This is a genomic window from Candidatus Accumulibacter cognatus (genome assembly GCF_000584975.1).
In the GTDB taxonomy this organism is placed as follows: domain Bacteria; phylum Pseudomonadota; class Gammaproteobacteria; order Burkholderiales; family Rhodocyclaceae; genus Accumulibacter; species Accumulibacter cognatus.
On record NZ_JDST02000078.1, the window covers coordinates 36,293 to 50,539 of the forward strand.

At 61.5% G+C, this 14,247-nt stretch carries 17 protein-coding genes; 11 read left to right on the forward strand and 6 right to left on the reverse strand.

Features of this window, described 5'->3' with window-relative positions; all coding sequences use genetic code 11:
• Positions 1 to 12: 12 nt before the first annotated feature.
• Together AW06_RS14655 and AW06_RS14660 are read right to left on the reverse strand one after the other, a co-directional pair.
• Entirely contained in the window at positions 13 to 960 is a 948-nt protein-coding gene (locus AW06_RS14655) for a Nudix family hydrolase (protein ID WP_034951519.1), read from the reverse strand.
• A 27-nt stretch (positions 961 to 987) separates the two neighbouring features.
• On the reverse strand, positions 988 to 1,944 hold the full coding sequence (locus AW06_RS14660) for an ATP-binding protein (RefSeq protein WP_034951537.1): 957 nt from the start codon (positions 1,942 to 1,944) through the stop codon (positions 988 to 990).
• A 55-nt stretch (positions 1,945 to 1,999) separates the two neighbouring features.
• On the opposite strand from AW06_RS14660, the gene AW06_RS14665 reads away from it, so the two are divergent.
• The 7 genes from AW06_RS14665 to AW06_RS14695 all read left to right on the forward strand — a co-directional run bounded on the left by AW06_RS14665 (position 2,000) and on the right by AW06_RS14695 (position 8,648).
• Positions 2,000 to 3,229 (forward strand): murein transglycosylase A, encoded by a 1,230-nt coding sequence (locus tag AW06_RS14665; RefSeq protein WP_034951520.1) that lies wholly within the window; start codon positions 2,000 to 2,002, stop codon positions 3,227 to 3,229.
• Between the two features lie 178 nt (positions 3,230 to 3,407).
• Positions 3,408 to 4,610, forward strand: a complete 1,203-nt coding sequence (locus AW06_RS14670; protein WP_034951521.1) for an ammonium transporter — start codon at positions 3,408 to 3,410, stop codon at positions 4,608 to 4,610.
• Positions 4,611 to 4,804: 194 nt separating this feature from the next.
• On the forward strand, positions 4,805 to 5,365 hold the full coding sequence (locus AW06_RS14675) for a YqgE/AlgH family protein (RefSeq protein ID WP_034951522.1): 561 nt from the start codon (positions 4,805 to 4,807) through the stop codon (positions 5,363 to 5,365).
• On the forward strand, positions 5,358 to 5,810 hold the full coding sequence (ruvX, locus tag AW06_RS14680; protein WP_034951538.1) for a Holliday junction resolvase RuvX: 453 nt from the start codon (positions 5,358 to 5,360) through the stop codon (positions 5,808 to 5,810). The genes AW06_RS14675 and ruvX overlap by 8 nt, the downstream gene beginning before the upstream one ends.
• A 98-nt stretch (positions 5,811 to 5,908) precedes the next feature.
• Positions 5,909 to 6,436, forward strand: a complete 528-nt coding sequence (pyrR, locus tag AW06_RS14685) for a bifunctional pyr operon transcriptional regulator/uracil phosphoribosyltransferase PyrR (protein WP_246149032.1) — start codon at positions 5,909 to 5,911, stop codon at positions 6,434 to 6,436.
• A complete protein-coding gene (locus AW06_RS14690) occupies positions 6,429 to 7,388 on the forward strand; it encodes an aspartate carbamoyltransferase catalytic subunit (protein ID WP_034951541.1) in 960 nt (319 codons plus the stop codon). The genes pyrR and AW06_RS14690 overlap by 8 nt, the downstream gene beginning before the upstream one ends.
• A gap of 3 nt (positions 7,389 to 7,391) precedes the next feature.
• Positions 7,392 to 8,648: a dihydroorotase gene (locus AW06_RS14695; protein ID WP_034951523.1), complete on the forward strand. Its 1,257-nt coding sequence runs from the start codon at positions 7,392 to 7,394 to the stop codon at positions 8,646 to 8,648.
• 148 nt (positions 8,649 to 8,796) lie between these two features.
• Here AW06_RS14695 and AW06_RS14700 read toward each other — a convergent pair whose 3' ends face one another.
• From AW06_RS14700 to AW06_RS14715, 4 genes are read right to left on the reverse strand one after another with little or no spacing between them, the layout of a single operon-like run.
• Positions 8,797 to 9,090: a DUF167 domain-containing protein gene (locus AW06_RS14700; protein WP_034951524.1), complete on the reverse strand. Its 294-nt coding sequence runs from the start codon at positions 9,088 to 9,090 to the stop codon at positions 8,797 to 8,799.
• A 3-nt stretch (positions 9,091 to 9,093) separates the two neighbouring features.
• Positions 9,094 to 9,633 (reverse strand): YggT family protein, encoded by a 540-nt coding sequence (locus AW06_RS14705; protein WP_034951525.1) that lies wholly within the window; start codon positions 9,631 to 9,633, stop codon positions 9,094 to 9,096.
• A complete protein-coding gene (gene proC / locus AW06_RS14710; RefSeq protein ID WP_034951526.1) occupies positions 9,633 to 10,448 on the reverse strand; it encodes a pyrroline-5-carboxylate reductase in 816 nt (271 codons plus the stop codon). Before proC ends, AW06_RS14705 begins: the two co-directional genes overlap by 1 nt.
• Complete coding sequence (locus AW06_RS14715; RefSeq protein WP_034951527.1) at positions 10,445 to 11,134, reverse strand: YggS family pyridoxal phosphate-dependent enzyme; 690 nt, start codon at positions 11,132 to 11,134, stop codon at positions 10,445 to 10,447. The genes proC and AW06_RS14715 overlap by 4 nt, the downstream gene beginning before the upstream one ends.
• 69 nt (positions 11,135 to 11,203) lie before the next feature.
• Here AW06_RS14715 and AW06_RS14720 point away from each other — a divergent pair, with 69 nt between their 5' ends.
• The 4 genes from AW06_RS14720 to AW06_RS20845 all read left to right on the forward strand — a co-directional run bounded on the left by AW06_RS14720 (position 11,204) and on the right by AW06_RS20845 (position 14,183).
• The gene (locus AW06_RS14720; protein ID WP_034951528.1) at positions 11,204 to 12,250 is read left to right on the forward strand and encodes a type IV pilus twitching motility protein PilT; all 1,047 of its coding nucleotides are present in this window, start codon (positions 11,204 to 11,206) and stop codon (positions 12,248 to 12,250) included.
• A gap of 27 nt (positions 12,251 to 12,277) precedes the next feature.
• Positions 12,278 to 13,414: a PilT/PilU family type 4a pilus ATPase gene (locus AW06_RS14725; RefSeq protein WP_034951529.1), complete on the forward strand. Its 1,137-nt coding sequence runs from the start codon at positions 12,278 to 12,280 to the stop codon at positions 13,412 to 13,414.
• 206 nt (positions 13,415 to 13,620) lie between these two features.
• Positions 13,621 to 13,890 carry a YiaA/YiaB family inner membrane protein gene (locus tag AW06_RS14730; protein WP_273704744.1) on the forward strand — a complete coding sequence of 90 codons (270 nt, stop codon included), beginning with the start codon at positions 13,621 to 13,623 and terminating at the stop codon, positions 13,888 to 13,890.
• A 38-nt stretch (positions 13,891 to 13,928) separates the two neighbouring features.
• Positions 13,929 to 14,183 carry a hypothetical protein gene (locus tag AW06_RS20845; protein WP_273704745.1) on the forward strand — a complete coding sequence of 85 codons (255 nt, stop codon included), beginning with the start codon at positions 13,929 to 13,931 and terminating at the stop codon, positions 14,181 to 14,183.
• Positions 14,184 to 14,247: the final 64 nt, after the last annotated feature.

Below are 14,247 nucleotides of genomic sequence, written 5' to 3' on the forward strand. Positions count from 1 at the left end.
TTCACAACTAATCTAATGCCAGCCGCGCATCAGCGCGATGCCGTGTCCTCCGCAGTTCCTAGCGGTGTCGAGCATCTCCGGCTGCAAACCGCCGAGCGCATAGACCGGCAACGGCGAGCGTTCGACGAGCTGTGCGAACGCTGTCCAGCCGATGCCTGCTACCCCGGGGTGGCTGGCCGTCGGCAGCAAGGGGCCGAGGACGACGAAGTCCAGTCCCAGTTCGGCGGCGCGCTCCAGGTCGGCAGCGCCGTGACACGAGGCGGCAACGCGGGCGAAATCCGGACGCCGTTCGATCTGCCAGAGCTGCCGCGACGAGAGGTGCACTCCCCCTGCGCCAACCCTGCGGGCGAGTTCCTGGTCGTCGTTGATCAGCACCACCACCTGTTCATGCCTGGCCGCCAGTGCCATGACCTGGCGCGCAAAAGCGTGGCGCTGCTTTGGCGGCAGCGTTTTGTCGCGCACCTGGAACAGGCGCAATCCGTTGGCCAGGGCGTTCTGCAGTCGTTCCAGTTCGGCCGCCACGCCAGACTTCTCGGCATTGCTCAGTGCGTATAGCGACGGCAGTGCCAGCGCACGCAGGATCGGATCGTTGGCCGGCAGAATCGGTGCAACGCTCGCCGTTGCGCCGGCCGGCAACCAGATCAGGCTGCTGTGCTCGATCGGCGCCAGTTCGCCGTGCCATGCGTTGACGCGAAAGAAGCGCAGGCGAACCGTCGCGTGCGGATAGCTGAATTCACAACAGACCCACGGCCAGGCTTGCTCGACGGTGATGCCGAGTTCTTCTTGCAGTTCACGAACCAGCGCCGCGCGCGCCGTCTCGCCAGGCTCGACCTTGCCGCCCGGGAATTCCCAGTAACCGGCATAAACCTTGCCGGGTGGGCGTTGCGCGAGCAGAAATTCGGGCGCCGACGGATCGCCGCGCAGCATCACTGCCGCCGCTACTTCGGTCACCGGAGTCATCGGGCGCCTGATCGTTCCTTTGCTGGCTCAGGCAACATTCCGCGAGCGCTTGCGCGTGGTCGTCGGCGAAGCAGCCGGAACGCGGCGCGGCCGTTTCTGGCCATCGAGCGCAGCGAGTTGCCGGCCGGCCCAGTCCCTGGCGAACTGCCAGGCGACGCGCCCACTGCGCGAACCGCGTTCGAGCGCCCAGTTGAGCGCGTCGCGCTCGGCACGGACGATCTCGTCGCGGGGGCAGCCAAAGGACTGCAGCCAATGCGCCACGATGTCGAGATAAGCCTCCTGGTCGAAAGGATAGAAGGAAATCCACAGGCCGAAGCGCTCGGACAGCGAAATCTTTTCCTCGACCGCTTCGCCGGGATGGATTTCCTCACCGACACGCCGGCTCTCGAGGTTCTCGGAGAAATACTCGGGCATCAGATGCCGCCGGTTCGACGTGGCGTAGATCAGCACATTCTCGGGCGCCGCAGCGATCGAACCGTCGAGAACGACCTTCAGTGCCTTGTAGCGTGCATCGCCGGTGTCAAAGGAAAGATCGTCGCAGAAGATGATGAAGCGTTCCGGGCGTCCATCGATCAGTTCGACGATGTCCGGCAAGTCGGTCAGGTCGCCCTTTTCCACCTCAATCACGCGCAGTCCTTGCGGGGCGTATTCGTTGAGCAGCGCCTTGATCAGCGACGACTTGCCCGATCCGCGCGCACCCGTGAGCAGCACATTGTTGGCCGGCTGGCCGGCGACGAAGTGGCGCGTGTTGGCGTCGATGCGCGCTTTCTGCTCGTCAATGTCCTGCAGGTCGCCAAGCCTGATCACGGGCAGGCGCATGATCGGTTGCAGATAACCTACGCCACGGCGGATTTGCCAGCGGAAAGCGCAGGCCGCAGCCCAGTCCGGAAATGGTGAGGCCGGCGGCAGCAAAGGCTCGAGACGATCGAGAAACTGCTCGGCGCGAACGAGGAAGCGCGCAATTTGTCGAAAAGAGTCGATCATCGGGCGGCGGACAGTATACTTCGAAAGTTGACGAACTCGATACTTTAGCCAAACCATGCACAAAAGCCAATCCCGCTCTTTCCTGGTCGTCGTCGCTGCCCTGCTTGCGGGGTTGCTCAGCGCCTGTGGGACGCCTGCGCCGAGCAGCGCCTGTGCCGCGCCCCCTAGCTGCCCAGCCTGTCCAGCCTGCGCCGTGGCTGGGTCAGCGCCCTCCCCCCAGCCGGCTGCCAGGCCGCTACAGGCCGCGCGCTGGAGCGACCTGCCGGGCTGGAACGACGATGACCTCGCTGCCGCCTGGCCAGCTTTCCTGCAATCTTGCCGCGCCCTCGCCAAGCGGCCGCAGTGGCCGCAATGGCAGGCGGTCTGTGACGAGGCACGGAGTCTGAACGAACCGGTAACGGCGGGCATCCGCCGCTTTTTCGAGTCGCGTTTCCAGCCCTGGCTATTGACCAATCCCGACGCCACGACGAATGGGCTGATCACCGGCTACTACGAACCGCTGCTACACGGCGCGCGGACGCGTGCCAAGCCCTTTCTGCAACCGGTGCTCGGCGTACCGCCCGATCTGCTGAACATCGACCTCGGCGCGGTCCTGCCGGATCTGAAGAACCTGCGCCTGCGCGGCCGTCTGCAAGGCAACAAGGTGGTTCCCTATTTTTCACGTGCGGAAATCACCGCTCATGAGAAGGACTACCTCGACCGCGTTTTACTTTACGTCGACGACCCCGTCGAACTGTTCTTTCTGCAGGTGCAGGGCTCCGGGCGCGTCAGGCTACCCGATGGCCAAACGGTACGCCTGGCTTACGCCGACCAGAATGGCCACCCCTATCAGTCGATCGGACGAGTACTCGTCGACCGCGGCGAGTTGACCCTTGAACAGGCTTCGATGGCAGGCATCAAGCAATGGGCACGCGCCAATCCGGGCCGGGTCAACGACCTCTTGAACACCAACCCGAGCTATGTGTTCTTTCGCGAACAACCCGCCACTGGCCATGACGGCCCGAACGGTGCACTCGGTGTCGCGCTGACCCCGGAGCGCAGCATCGCCGTCGACCCCCGCTACACGCCACTCGGCGCCCCCGTCTTCCTGGCCACCAGCCAGCCCGATTCGCCGACACCGCTGCGCCGTCTCGTACTGGCGCAGGATACCGGCGGCGCGATTCGCGGCGTCGTACGCGCCGATCTGTTCTGGGGCTTCGGTACGCAAGCCGGCCATCAGGCCGGTCGAATGAAACAGCCAGGGCAGATGTGGGTTCTCCTGCCGCCAGGCGCTGCACCAAAATAGGCCGGATAGGGTGCAAGCCGGTGCATAGACTCCTTGTATTGGTGCGCGAATGAGCCATATTGCACCATAATGGTGCATCAAGAAGCCCAAGAATGAGCGCAAGTCATTGAATCCAGAGATGGCTTGACCCTGGAACAGAAATTGCTTGAAGGCTTCGACCCGATATTCCGGAGGAGCCATGGAAGTACTCAAGTCTGGTAGTGACGTTCTCTTCATCTTGCTCGGTGGCATCATGGTACTGGCGATGCACTCGGGCTTTGCCTTTCTCGAACTGGGAACGGTACGCAAGAAGAGCCAGGTGAACGCGCTGGTCAAGATCCTGACCGATTTCTCGGTGTCGACGATCGCCTATTTTTTCATCGGCTTCAGCATCGCCTACGGCATCCACTTTTTCGCCGGCGCCGAAACGCTGCTGCAGAAGAATGGCTTCGAGCTGACGCGCTTCTTCTTCCTGCTGACCTTCGCGGCCGCGATCCCGGCGATCATTTCGGGCGGCATCGCCGAGCGTGCCAGGTTCTACCCGCAACTGGCCGCGACCTTTCTGATCGTCGGCTTCATCTATCCCTTCTTCGAAGGCATTGCCTGGAACCAGGCCTTCGGCCTCCAGGCCTGGCTGAAAGCCCGCTATGGTGAGGAATTCCACGACTTCGCGGGGTCCGTCGTGGTGCATGCGATGGGCGGCTGGATCGCCCTGCCAGCGGTGTTGCTGCTCGGCGCACGCTACGGACGCTACACCAAGGAGGGGCGGATTTCCGCGCACCCGCCGTCTTCGATCCCGTTCCTGGCGCTTGGCGCCTGGATTCTGACCGTAGGCTGGTTCGGCTTCAACGTCATGAGCGCGCAGACGATCGACAAGATCTCCGGCCTGGTGGCGATGAACTCGCTGATGGCGATGGTCGGCGGCACGCTGGTAGCCATGGTCGCGGGCAGGAACGATCCCGGCTTCGTCCATAACGGTCCGCTCGCTGGTCTGGTCGCGGTCTGCGCCGGCTCCGACGTGATGCATCCGATCGGCGCACTATTCGTCGGCAGTGTCGCCGGCGGCTTGTTCGTGCTGATGTTCACGCTGACCCAGAACCGCTGGAAGATCGACGATGTCCTCGGCGTCTGGCCGCTGCATGGTCTTTGCGGCGCCTGGGGCGGCCTCGCCGCCGGCATCTTCGGCAGCCGGACACTCGGCGGCGTCGGCGGCGTCGCCTTCATGCCGCAACTGCTGATGACCGGTCTGGCAATTGTCATTGCGCTGGCCGGTAGCTGTCTGGTGTATGGCCTGCTGAAAGCCACCGTCGGCCTGCGTCTCGACCAGGAACAGGAATACAACGGCGCCGATCTATCGATCCACAAGATCACCGCAACCCCCGAACGCGAAACCAACTGGTAATCACACTCGCCACTCGCGAGGGCCAAAGGCGGGCTTTCGCGGAGCACCGCTCCTCCGCAACCGGCCCCGGTTGGACAGATCCCTCACGATGGCGAGGTAGCGCCACCAGCCTTCGTCGGCCCAGCGGCAGGTGATGTCGGACGTCTGCACCTATTACCTTTGTGTCAGGCGCCGCAGCCTATTAGAATAGGGCCATGCACAGCATCAATCTCACGGACCATTTTCTCATTGCCATGCCGGCGCTGATGGACTCTTTTTTCTCCAAGACCTTAGTCTATATCGCCGAACACAACAATCGCGGTGCGCTTGGCGTGATCGTCAATCGGCCGATCGACATGAGTCTGGGAACACTTCTCGACAGAATCGACATTCCCCTGCAGGCCGAAGGCTTCGCCCAGTTGCCGGTTTTCTTCGGTGGGCCGGTACAGACCGACCGTGGCTTTGTCCTGCATCGGCCGGTCGGGAAATGGCAGTCCACGCTGGTGATCAACGAGCACATCGGTCTCACTAGCTCGCGCGACATCTTGCAGGCCGTCGCCTGTAGCGGTCAGCCGGTGGATGTGCTGGTGACGCTGGGCTACGCCGGTTGGGCTGCCGGCCAACTTGAACACGAGTTGGCACAGAACGCCTGGCTGACCGTGCGCGCCAAGCTCGACATCCTTTTTCAATCCCCCTACGAGGAAAGACTCGCGTCCGCACTCGAGCTGCTTGGCGTCAATCTCGCCAACCTCGCCGATGCCGCCGGCCATGCCTGAACCAGTCGCCACGGGCACGGTACTCGCTTTCGACTTTGGCGAAAAACGCATCGGCGTTGCCGTTGGCGAATGGCAACTGTTGCAGGCGCATCCCCTGACCACCCTGCACGGCGAAGCCAACGCCGAGCGATTCGCCGCCATCGCCGCCCTGATCCGGGAATGGCAACCGACCAGTCTGGTCGTTGGCCGGCCGCTCGCACTCGACGGCACGCCACACGCCATGACTGCTCGCTGTACTCGCTTCGCCAACCAGTTGCGTGGCCGTTTCGGACTGCGCGTCGATTATGCCGAGGAACGGCTTTCCTCATGTGCTGCGCAAGAATGCCTGCATGCCGCCGGGCATGACACCCGCAGGGCCAAACGGCATCTCGACGCCGTGGCTGCCCAGATAATTCTGCAGGGCTATTTTGACGGCATGGCCGAAGCAGGCCACGGACACTTGTAGTGAACGCCTGACACCAATGAACGATTTCTTCCTCCGTCCCATCTCCCGAACCCAGGGGAGATTCACGAATCGCCGACGAGACTTTCAGGATTATTCTGATGACCGCCCAACCGATGCTTGCAATTGACCTCCCCGACGCCGAAGCGCAGTGCGCCCAACTGGCCGAACTGATCCGACACCGCTTGCGACCGGACACGGTCCTGGTCGGCATCCACAGCGGCGGAGCCTGGGTGGCCAGGCGCCTGCGCGAACTCCTCGGGCTGAACAATGAAATCGGCCTGATCGACGTCTCGTTCTATCGTGACGATTACGGCGCAAGGGGCCTGCACGCACGCGTCCGGCCGAGTTCGATTCCTTTCGATGTCGAAGGCCGGCCACTGATCCTCGTCGATGATGTGCTGTACACCGGCCGTACGACGCGCGCGGCGATCAACGAACTTTTCGATTATGGACGCCCGGCCAGCATCCAGCTGGCGGTTCTCGCCGACCGCGGCCGCCGTCAACTCCCGATCTGCGCCGATTTCTGCCCCTGGCAGGTCGATCTCGATCCAGCCCAGGAGCTGGTGCTCTCGACCGACGCCAACGGTCGCCTGCGGTGGAGCCTGGCCGAGGATGCGCATGCGTAATCCACAACTCAACGCCAATGGCGAGTTGACGCATCTGTTGTCAACCGAGGGCCTGCCTCGCGAGGTGATCAATCACATTCTCGACACCGCATCGAGTTTTCTCAAGGTCTCGCACCGCGACGTCAAGAAGGTTCCCTTGCTGCGCGGCAAGAGTGTCTTCAATGTGTTCTTCGAGAATTCGACGCGCACGCGCACCACTTTCGAAATTGCCGCCAAACGCCTATCCGCCGACGTCATCAACCTCGACGTAACGCGCTCCTCGACCGCCAAGGGCGAAACCTTGCTCGACACGGTGGACAACCTGGTGGCCATGCACGCCGACATGTTCGTTGTCCGACACGCCGCCAGTGGGGCCCCACACCTGATCGCCGACCACCTGCGCCGCCTCGGGCGAAAAGACGTGCATGTGGTCAATGCCGGCGACGGGCGCCACGCCCACCCGACGCAGGGCTTGCTCGACATGTACACCATCCGTCACTACAAGCAGGATTTCAACAACCTGGTGGTGGCCATTGTCGGCGACATCCTGCATTCCCGTGTAGCGCGTTCGGATATCCACGCGCTGACCACGCTCGGTGCTGCCGAAGTGCGCGCCGTCGGCCCGCAAACCCTGTTGCCAACGGCCATGGACAAGATGGGACTGCGGGTCTGCCATGACCTGCGAACAGGACTCCGCGATTGCGATGTGGTGATTATGCTCCGCCTGCAGAACGAACGCATGAATGGTGCGCTACTGCCGTCGGGGCGCGAATACTTCCATTGCTATGGGCTGACGCCGGCGATGCTGGCGCTGGCCAAACCCGATGCCATCGTGATGCATCCGGGGCCCATGAATCGTGGCGTCGAAATTGACTCCGATGTCGCCGATGGCCCACAGGCAGTGATCCTGCCGCAGGTTACCTTCGGTATAGCGGTGCGCATGGCGGTCATGGGCATTCTGGCGGGAAACTGAACGATGAACGAGCAACCCCTCCACATCCGGAATGCCCTTCTGATCGACCCGAAAAACGGTCTGGATGCCTGTCTCGATCTTTTCATTGCCAACGGACGTATTGCTGCGATCGGCCAGCCGCCGGCAGGCTTCCCTGCCGCACGTCAGATCGACGCCGAGGGGCTGATCGCCTGCCCTGGTCTGGTCGACCTGTCAGCGCGCCTGGGCAGCATCGAACCTGAACTTGCCGCGGCGGTCGCCGGTGGCGTGACCTCTCTTGCCTGCCCGCCCGACACCAAACCGCCACTCGATGAACCAGGTCTCGTTGAGCGCCTCGTCCGGCGCAGCGAAACGCTTGGTCTGGCGCGGGTCTATCCGATCGGCGCGCTGACTCAGCAACTGGCAGGCGAAAGACTCGCCGAGATGAACAGTCTGTCACGTGCGGGCTGTATTGGCTTCTCACAGGCCAAACATCCGATCGTCGACACGCAGTTGCTGATGCGGGCCATGCAATACGCCGCCACCTTTGGCTACCACGTGCGTCTGTGGCCGCAGGACCAGTTTCTCGCGCGCGAAGGCGTCGCCCACGATGGCGAGGTCGCATCCCGGCTAGGACTGACCGGCATTCCGGTATCGGCTGAAACCGTCGCCATCTCCACGGCACTGCAACTAGCAGAACAAACCGGTGTTCGCCTGCACCTTTCGCGGCTGTCGTCGGCTGCCGGCGTGGCCCTGATCCAGGCCGCGAAACGTAACGGTATGCAGGTTTCCTGCGATGTCTCGATCCATCACCTGCATCTGTCGGAAATGGACATCGGTTACTTCGACAGCAATGCACGCTTCGACCCGCCACTACGTGCGTCAAGCGACCGTGACGCGCTGCGCGTCGCCGTCAGGGATGGACTGGCGGCAATCTGTTCGGATCACACACCGATCGACGCAGATGGCAAGCAACTGCCCTTTGCCGAAGCATTGCCCGGGGCCACCGGACTTGAACTGTTGCTGCCCCTGACCCTGCGCTGGGCGAAACATGCAAAGCTGCCGCTGGTGCTGGCGCTGGCCCGCATCACCTGTGATCCTGCGGCCATTCTCGGCATCGAGGCCGGCTCACTGGCCATGGGCAGTGCCGCCGACATTTGCCTTTTCGACCCCGCAGAATCCTGGATCGTCACCCCGGAAGCACTGCGCAGCCAAGGGAAAAATACGCCCTTCCTAGGTTACGAGGTAAGCGGTCGAACACGCATGACGTTGGTTGGCGGGCGCATCGTTTTCGAGGCCTGAGCATCGGTGCAGGCCTCCCGCCAGCGTTGTCCGACGGTAAGCGGTCCTAGAAAAGTCTTCCGGCATTCCAGCAGCGATCCGAGGAAGAATTCAGCCCTGTGATTGTCGGAGAACTTATCCGAGACCGCTTACAGGCAGGCGCCCCTGCTCACGGCCCGAGCAGGCAGCGTACCACCATATCGGCACGCGCACCCAGCACCCAGAGCACCTTGCGCCGCGTGGTCTGGCCACTTTTCAGTTCGACTGCCGACTTGGCCAGACCCAAGCGCTGCGCGACAAAGGCCAGCAGCGCAGCGTTCGCCCGACCGTCAATCGCGGGTGCAGCGAGGCGGATCTTCAGCGCATCGCCGTGCAGGCCGGCGACTTCGCTGCGCTTCGCGCCGGGCTGGACATGAACGGCCAGCATGATCACGCCATCGACTTCGCGTAGCCAGTCGACCACCGCTTACAGAAAGATCAGCAGCAACTGCGCGAGGACAATGGCCACCAGTGGTGACAGGTCGATGGCGCCAATGGGTGGTACGAAACGCTGGATTGGACGCAGGACGGGGCGCGTCAGTTGCGATACCGGCAGGCTCAGAGGCGAGTACGGACTGACCCATGACAGGACGGCTTGCACCAGCAGCGCGCCAATCAGCAGGTAGATGCTGAAACGCAAGGTCGCCAGCAGGCCTCGCCAGAGCAGCAGCGGCAGCAGAATCTCCGGCGCCAGGCGTTCACTGCCGACATGCAGCAGGATCAGCGCGCCGGCAAAAATCACCTGCAGCAGATAGGCCGGCAGGAAACTCGCCAGATCCAGGCCATACCAGCCCGGCAGAATCTTGCGCAAGGGCCTGACCAGCCAGTTGGTCAACTCGACGACGAACGTGCCGATCTGATTGTTGAAGGAAACGCGGCAAGCCTGCATGTAGAAACGTAGCAGCAGCGCAAAGGTCAGGAAACCGGTCAGCGTTTCGAGCAAGAACAATCCGGCCTGCGTGATCATCAACTATCCTTGCCCAGCAATTCGCCCAATTCACGGCCGCGGAGGTTGGCGGCCAGCACGCCGGCGACGAAACCTTCCTTGACGCCCCGCTCGGCCATGGTGCGCAATGCCGCCTCGGTGGTCCCGCCTTTCGAAGTCACGCGCTCGCGCAGCACACATGCTGTTTCATCCGACTGTGCGGCAAGCTTGGCAGCGCCGAGCACGGTATCGATCGAGAGCTGGCGAGCCTGCGCTGGCGACAGGCCCAGTTCGCTTGCCGCCTGCTGCAGTGCTTCAATGAACAGGAACACATAAGCCGGACCACTGCCGGAGATGGCGGTCACCGCGTCCATGTGATATTCATCGGCGATCCACAAGGTGCTGCCGACCGCCTGCAGGATGCGCTCGGCACCGAGCCGCTCGGCCATCGACACCGCTGGCAGCGCACACAGTCCGGTAATGCCGGCGCCAACCAGCGCCGGCGTGTTGGGCATCGCGCGTACGATCTTGCCATAGCCCCCCAACCATCGCGAAACATCGGCCAGGCGCAGACCGGCTGCGATACTGATCACTAGTTGCTGCTTGAGATATTTGAGTAGCGGCGTACAAGCTTCGCGCATCTGTTGTGGTTTCACCGACAGCATGAGGGCGTCACAGTCCAGCGCAACGGCGCTGACCGCCTCATAACACCGAACCCCGTAGGCCAGCCGCAGCTTGGCGCGCCCCTGCGCACCCAATTCGATGACGGCGATGTCGCTTGCCGAAAAGCCGGTTTTCACCAGGCCACCGATCATCGCGTTGGCCATATTGCCACCGCCCAGAAAAGTGATTCTCATGCTCTGTGTCTCTCACCAAAAATTGCGGTGCCAACACGCACCAGCGTCGACCCTTCGGCAATGGCCGCTTCAAGGTCATCCGACATGCCCATCGAAAGTGTATCAAGGCACAGGCCATCTGCCTGTAATTGTTCAGAAAGTTCCCGCAGGAGACGGAATGGGCGACGCTGCTCGAGGCAGTCATGGTGCGGCGCCGGAATGGCCATTAGACCACGCAGACGAAGTTTCGGCAGCACCGCCAACGCATGCGCCAGTGCCGGCGCAGCGGTCAGCGGGACACCGCCCTTCGATGCCTCGCCACTGACATTGACCTGCAGGCAGATCGACAAGGGAGGCAGCGACGCCGGACGCTGATCCGAAAGGCGTTGCGCGATCTCCAGACGGTCAACCGAATGCACCCAGTCAAAGGCTTCGGCCACCATGCGCGTCTTGTTGGCCTGCAGCGCACCGATGAAATGCCATTCAAGTTCCAGCACACGCAGTTCGATGATCTTCGCCACGCCTTCCTGCACATAGCTTTCGCCAAAAGCCCGCTGGCCAGCGGCTGCCAGCTCGCGTATCTGGGCAGCAGGGCAGGTCTTGCTAACCGCGAGCAGCTGGATCGTATCGTCAGAACGGCCGCACTGCCCAGCGGCGCTGGCGATTCGCACGCGAACGGCTTGCAGCTTGGCGGAAAGTATGGTCATAATCGGGTGCTACGCAGATTGTTCGAAGTATAACACCGCACCCTGCCCACCGTCCGAGGACCGAAGCGAATGGACATCACCGAACTGCTGGCCTTCAGCGTCAAGAACAAGGCTTCCGACCTCCACCTGTCGTCCGGCCTGCCGCCGATCATCCGGGTGAACGGCGATGTACGGCGAATCAACCTGCCCGCCATGGAGCACAAGGACGTGCATGCGATGGTGTACGACATCATGAGCGACGTTCAGCGCAAACAGTACGAAGACACCCGTGAATGCGACTTCTCGTTCGAGATTCCCAACCTGGCGCGTTTTCGCGTCAACGCCTTCATCCAGAATCGCGGTGCTGCTGCGGTCTTTCGGACCATTCCGTCGAAGGTGCTGACGCTTGAAGACCTTAACTGTCCAAAGATTTTCAAGGACATTGCGGACTATCCACGCGGCATCGTACTGGTCACCGGACCGACCGGTTCAGGCAAGTCGACCACTCTGGCGGCAATGATCAATCACGTCAATGAAACAGCTTATAGCCACATTCTCACCGTCGAAGATCCGATCGAGTTTGTTCACCAGCCTAAAAAATGCCTGATCAACCAACGCGAAGTCGGTCCACATACCCTATCCTTCCAGAACGCCCTGCGCTCCGCTCTGCGTGAAGACCCGGACGTGATTCTGGTCGGCGAGATGCGCGATCTCGAAACCATCCGTCTGGCGCTCACCGGTGCGGAAACCGGCCACCTGGTTTTTGCCACCCTGCATACCTCCAGCGCCGCCAAGACCATCGACCGGATCATCGACGTGTTCCCGGCCGCTGAAAAGGAAATGGTCCGATCCATGCTTTCCGAATCGCTGCGGGCGGTGATTTCCCAGTCTCTGCTCAAGACCAAGGACGGTCAGGGGCGGGTTGCGGCCCACGAGATCCTGATCGGCACCCCGGCGATTCGTAATCTCATCCGCGAAAACAAGGTTGCCCAGATGTATTCCGTCCTGCAGACAGGACAGCAGTATGGCATGCAAACCCTTGACCAATGTCTGGCCGAACTCGTCAAACGGAATATCGTTTCAATGATCGAGGCTCGCAACAAGGCGGCCAACAAAGATAACTTCATGGGCATGTAAGCCGTCCTTGCGGGCAGGAGAGAAACCATGGAACACGACCAGGCACTGAAATTCATGCACGAGCTGTTGCGCCTGATGGCCCAGAAGAACGGCTCCGACCTCTTCATCACGGCCAATTATCCTCCGGCGATCAAGATCGATGGCAAGGTGGTGCCGGTATCCAACCAGCCACTATTGCCGCAGCACTCTGCAGAACTCGCCCGCTCGATCATGAACGACCGGCAGGCTTCCGAATTTGAGGCGACCAAGGAATGCAACTTCGCCATATCGCCTGCCGGAATCGGCCGCTTTCGCGTCAATGCGCTGGTGCAACAGGGGCGTGTCGCGGTGATCTGCCGCACCATCAACCTGAACGTTCCGACTCTCGAGGAACTCGGTCTGCCGCTGGTGCTGAAGGATATCGCGATGACCTTGCGCGGCCTGGTCATCTTTGTCGGTGGCACTGGTACCGGCAAGACCACCTCCCTGGCAGCACTCGTCGACCACCGCAACCGCCATAGCCAGGGCCACATCATCACCATCGAAGACCCGATCGAGTTCGTTCACGAGCACAAGAAGTGCATCGTCACCCAACGCGAGATCGGCGTCGATACGGACAGTTGGGAAGTCGCGCTGAAGAACACCCTGCGGCAGGCACCGAACGTGATCATGATGGGGGAAATCCGGGATCGCGCGACCATGGACTACGCCATCGCCTTTGCCGAAACCGGACACCTTTGCCTCGCCACGCTGCACGCCAACAGTACCAACCAGGCAATCGACCGGATCATCAACTTCTTCCCCGAGGAACGCCGCCACCAACTGCTGATGGACCTTTCGCTCAACCTGCGTGCTCTCGTCTCGCAGCGCCTGCTGGCCAAGAAGGACGGCAAGGGACGCGCCCCGGCGATCGAGATCTTGCTCAATTCTCCACTGATTTCCGACCTGATCTTCAAGGGCCAGGTGCACGAAATCAAGGAGGCGATGAAAAGATCTCGAGAACTCGGCATGCAGACCTTCGATCAGGCCCTGTTCGACCTCTACGAGGCCGGTCAGATCAGCTACGCCGACGCACTGCGTAATGCCGACTCTCTCAACGACCTGCGCCTGCAGATCAAGCTGCATGGCAAGGAATCGAAAGACCGGGATCTGACGGCAGGCATCGGTCATCTGGACATCGTTTAGTTTTTAAGTTCAGTAGAGACTGCTCTGCGACTGACGCTGCAGACCTTCAGCGACACAATGAATCTGCCTCCCCCGAGGTTCATCATCTCCTGAGCACCGGCACCTGGACATCCTTGACCGACCGCCCAGGCCGACCACCAAACCCCTTGCATCGCACTCTATGTTGCGGTGTACGCAGCACGGCCATCCGGAAAGGAGAATTCACCATGCCGCAGAAGTATCTGATCCGACGCGACACCCCGTCCTGGAGCGTGCAGGTGTGGTTGTCGTTCGGCCTTGCCGTGACCGCCTGCACGATCGGCATCTGGCACATGCCGAGCCAGAAACTCGACCGTGCATTTTTGGCAGTCGGTTTCTGCTTCTGCCTGTTTGCATCGTTTACGCTGGCCAAGATGATCCGTGACAACCGCGACGAGCGGATCGATACCAGCGCCTGGGTGATCACCGTCTGGGCAGGATTCGCGATGGCCGTATAGCTGACCGCCTGGGGCCTCTTCCGGATGGCGATTGGCGAATGGGAAAAGGCTTAGGCGATTTCTTGGAATCAAGATACCGCAAAGATACGGGAATGACTACCGAAGAGCCTTGTATTGCTGTATTGCTGGCCCTGAGTCCGTTCTACCATCATGACTATTGGTATGGCGTATTACGGAAATCACCTTACATGATCGTCGCCTGGCTTTTTCTGCTCAACACCGTGTTTAGCGTGGCGAAACTAGTTCGTGACAAGCAGGAAGCGGATTTGCTGGAGGGAATTGCAGATACCTAGCAGCCTGTCGGACTTTACCCTTGCCGCCCGCTGAATATGCTATAATCATAGCCGTTCCAGGAAC